General features: G+C 70.3%; 5 protein-coding genes. All 5 read right to left on the bottom strand.

Annotation, left to right across the window (positions count from 1 at the left end; all coding sequences use genetic code 11):
- Positions 1 to 273: 273 nt before the first annotated feature.
- Positions 274 to 705 (bottom strand): PIN domain-containing protein, encoded by a 432-nt coding sequence (locus tag NBW84_RS20960; RefSeq protein WP_250286643.1) that lies wholly within the window; start codon positions 703 to 705, stop codon positions 274 to 276.
- Positions 702 to 995 carry a type II toxin-antitoxin system Phd/YefM family antitoxin gene (locus NBW84_RS20955; RefSeq protein WP_250286641.1) on the bottom strand — a complete coding sequence of 98 codons (294 nt, stop codon included), beginning with the start codon at positions 993 to 995 and terminating at the stop codon, positions 702 to 704. The genes NBW84_RS20960 and NBW84_RS20955 overlap by 4 nt, the downstream gene beginning before the upstream one ends.
- A gap of 176 nt (positions 996 to 1,171) precedes the next feature.
- A complete protein-coding gene (locus NBW84_RS20950) occupies positions 1,172 to 1,447 on the bottom strand; it encodes a WhiB family transcriptional regulator (RefSeq protein WP_250286639.1) in 276 nt (91 codons plus the stop codon).
- A 289-nt stretch (positions 1,448 to 1,736) separates the two neighbouring features.
- On the bottom strand, positions 1,737 to 2,000 hold the full coding sequence (locus tag NBW84_RS20945) for a hypothetical protein (RefSeq protein WP_250286637.1): 264 nt from the start codon (positions 1,998 to 2,000) through the stop codon (positions 1,737 to 1,739).
- Positions 2,001 to 2,248: 248 nt separating this feature from the next.
- Positions 2,249 to 2,632, bottom strand: a 384-nt coding sequence (locus NBW84_RS20940) for an HRDC domain-containing protein (RefSeq protein WP_250286635.1), incomplete at its 5' end; no start/stop codon positions are given.

Here is a 2,632-nt window from a genome sequence, read left to right as displayed (position 1 = left end):
CACCGTCATACCGGGCACGATCACCGTCGACGGCCTGGCCCTCCGGCGGCTCGACGGCGGTGTCCGCGGCGCCGGGAGCCGCCGGCGTGCCGATCCGGGCCGGTTGGGCGGGCTTGCTGCTGGGCACGACCGAACACTACCGGCACCATCCGTCCCAGCCGGGAACACACGTCGACATCTTGCGATCGCACAGTGAACATTTTTGATCACACTATGGACAACCTGACGCGTCCACACGCCGCGGCTGTGTCGACAGCGACCGGCCGAACGCCTCTACGCCCGGGGGGCGGTGTCGGCTGCTGGTGAGTCCCGCGGGCTGAGCAGGCTGAATCCGGCGTCAACGGCGGCCGCGGCGAGCCGGTCGTCGTAGGTGACGAACGCGTCGAGTTCCCGGCCGAGGACCCGTGCGGTCGCCAGGTGGATGGCATCCAGTGAACGCGACATCCGGTCCGGTCCGTTCATCGCAGCCTCGACGATGTCGTCGTCGATGGAAATGTAGTCGAAGGCCAGCAGCAGCTCACGCGCATCCGGAATCATCACCGGCAGAACCCGGCTGACCGATCGCATGACCTCGATACGGAGCAACGCGGAACTCACCCACGAAGCGCTGGAATTACTGTCATAAAATGCCGCGAACGCCAGGGAGTGCGTCTCCTCGGCGAGGAGCTTGATGGCGGCCGAGGTGTCCACGTAGTAAAGGCTCACCACGTTTCCTCGGCGCGTAGCGCCGCGAGCGTCTCACCGAGGCGGCCGCCGTCGCCTGGCCGCATCCTCGGCCGGTATCCGGGCCGTACCGCCAGCCGGGCTCTGCCGGACTCGACCAGCCGCGTCATGACCGGGGCCGGTTCCCGCTCCTCGGCGGGCACGATGCGGGCGATCAGCCGGCCGTACTCGGTCACGTCGACGGTCTCACCACGCCGGACCCGGGCCGGCACCTCGCTGGTGTTGTGGCGAAGCTCCCGTAGGCCCACCACATGATCACCAGTGATCGCCATAACCCATATGTATCACAAATTTGTGGCCACTTCTCCGGTGACGTCGCGACGCGGCCATCAACGGCCGTTAGCGGACGGCTCTCAAGACTGCCACCGGGTCACGGGCTGCCATCGGAGGGACGAGACCGGTCCGGTGGCAGCCCGTGACACCCGCCGTGGGATGCGGGCCGCGGTCGTCAGGCGGCGACGTTCTTGCGGGGGCGGCCGCGGGGACGCTTGCGCGGGACGACGGCGCCCGTGGCAACGAGCTCGCCACCCCACACGCCCCAGGGCTCGCACCGGTCGAGGGCGGCGGCCAGGCAGGCGTGCCGCAGCGGACAGTCGACGCAGACCGCCTTCGCGGATTCGACGTCCTCGGGGGACTCCGCGAAGAACAGGTCCGGGTCGACGTCCCAGCAGGGCAGCGCCAGCTGGTCCCGCTCGATCCGGGCGACGATCGAGGGGTCGAACACCGGTGTCACCTCCGGCACTGAAGGAGCAGGAAGGGAATCGATCAGGAAACCGGTCGGGGGCGGTTCGACCGGGACAGCTGGTTCGGTCAATGTCGCTCCAGGCATTCGTTGGTTCGGCAATTCGGCTGATCCGGCTGGTTCGGCTGGTTCGGCGATTCGGCTGGTTCGGCGATTCGGCGATTCGGCTGATCCGGTCGGCTCGGCTGATTCGGCGGATCGGGCCGAAAAACACTCAGGGCCGCGGTTCCCGTCGGGGATCCGCGGCCCTGGTCGGCGCTCGGGCGGCCGGTCAGGCCAGGAGCAGACCTCGGGACGGACCCGGGACGGACAGCGCCTTGCGCATCGTCGATGCCTGGGCGCGGGCGTTCGCGGCCAGGGCGTGATGCGCGGCGGCTACGCGGATCCGGCGCGGATCGTCGGCGAACCCACGGGCGGCCGTGGAGGCGGCGGGTGCGCTCCCGAGGGGAACAGCCGCGACCGGACGGACCACACCACGCAGGCCGGGCGGGTACACCCGCCACACGAACGCGGCGACGATCCCCACCATCCTCATGGGGACCACCTCCATCGCGTTCGGGCCGGGCTTGGCGTTCTCAGGCCGGGCGCAGGTCAGGCACGCTCAGCGCTCATCAGCACCGTAGAAGCCGGCCGCGGCGGTCGCAACCTATTTTTCGCGCTTCCGAACGAGCACTCTACGCAATCAGTATGACTGGTGCCACGGCTGACCGATACCGCGACTGAAGGTGTCACGATCGTCACAGTCCTGGGGGCCCGGGGGTACTGCCGGCGAACGGCGGGACGTCAACCGGGTGGTTCCCGCCCGTCCATCAGGGCAAGCACGTCCTCGCCGTAGCGGTCGAGCTTGGCCTGGCCGATCCCGGGGATGCCCACCAGCTCGGCGACGGACGTGGGCCGGTGCTCGGCGATCGCCATCAGCGTCGCGTCGGTGAACACCACGAAGGCCGGCGCGCTCTGCTCCCTGGCCCGGGCGGAGCGCCAGGCCCGCAGCCGCTCGAAGAGCGCCTGGTCGATGTTGGCCGGGCAGCTGTCGCACCGGCCCGTCCGGGCGGCCTGGCCCACCAGGGGACGCTGGCACACCCGGCAGCGCACCGCGGAGCGGCCACGGGCGCGCTGGGCATCGGCGCCGTCCGCTCCCGGGCGCGCCGGCCCACCCGCCGGTCTGCC

The organism is Protofrankia sp. CiP1_Cm_nod2 (assembly GCF_920664355.1).
Classification (GTDB): Bacteria; Actinomycetota; Actinomycetes; order Frankiales; family Frankiaceae; genus Protofrankia.
This window is presented reverse-complemented; position numbering and strand designations above follow the sequence as displayed.

What these genes read in the sequence shown, in the direction of transcription:
- NBW84_RS20955 (WP_250286641.1), bottom strand. Translation starts at nt 995, where the DNA reads ATGGCGATCACTGGTGATCATGTGGTGGGCCTACGGGAGCTTCGCCAC.
- NBW84_RS20945 (WP_250286637.1), bottom strand. Translation starts at nt 2,000, where the DNA reads ATGAGGATGGTGGGGATCGTCGCCGCGTTCGTGTGGCGGGTGTACCCG.